Here is a 241-nt window from a genome sequence, read left to right as displayed (position 1 = left end):
ATCTTCGAGCGGCTTGCCATCAGCACCGACAAGACGGTCATCAACAGTCATCAGTTTAAGGCCATTGGCTTCTGCCTTGGCAATGATACCAGGTCCGAGTTTGACATCCGGCGTACAAATAATCACGCCCGTCGCACCCTGTGCAGCCAGATTATCCAGTGCAGACTGAACCTTTTCGCCGTCTTCCGCACCGATTTTAACCAGAGTGAAGCCTTTTTCCTTTGCCGCTACATCGGCAAAT

Annotated in this window: 1 pseudogene; it reads right to left on the bottom strand. The window is 51.5% G+C overall.

The features are described from left to right. A pseudogene (locus HBA93_RS23100) lies at nucleotides 1-241 on the bottom strand (arabinose ABC transporter substrate-binding protein); the annotation flags it as partial.

This window comes from Ochrobactrum sp. SFR4, assembly GCF_019730395.1.
Taxonomy (GTDB): Bacteria; Pseudomonadota; Alphaproteobacteria; order Rhizobiales; family Rhizobiaceae; genus Pseudochrobactrum.
The sequence above is the reverse complement of the archived record's forward strand: the minus strand, read 5'-3'. Positions and strand labels throughout refer to the sequence as shown.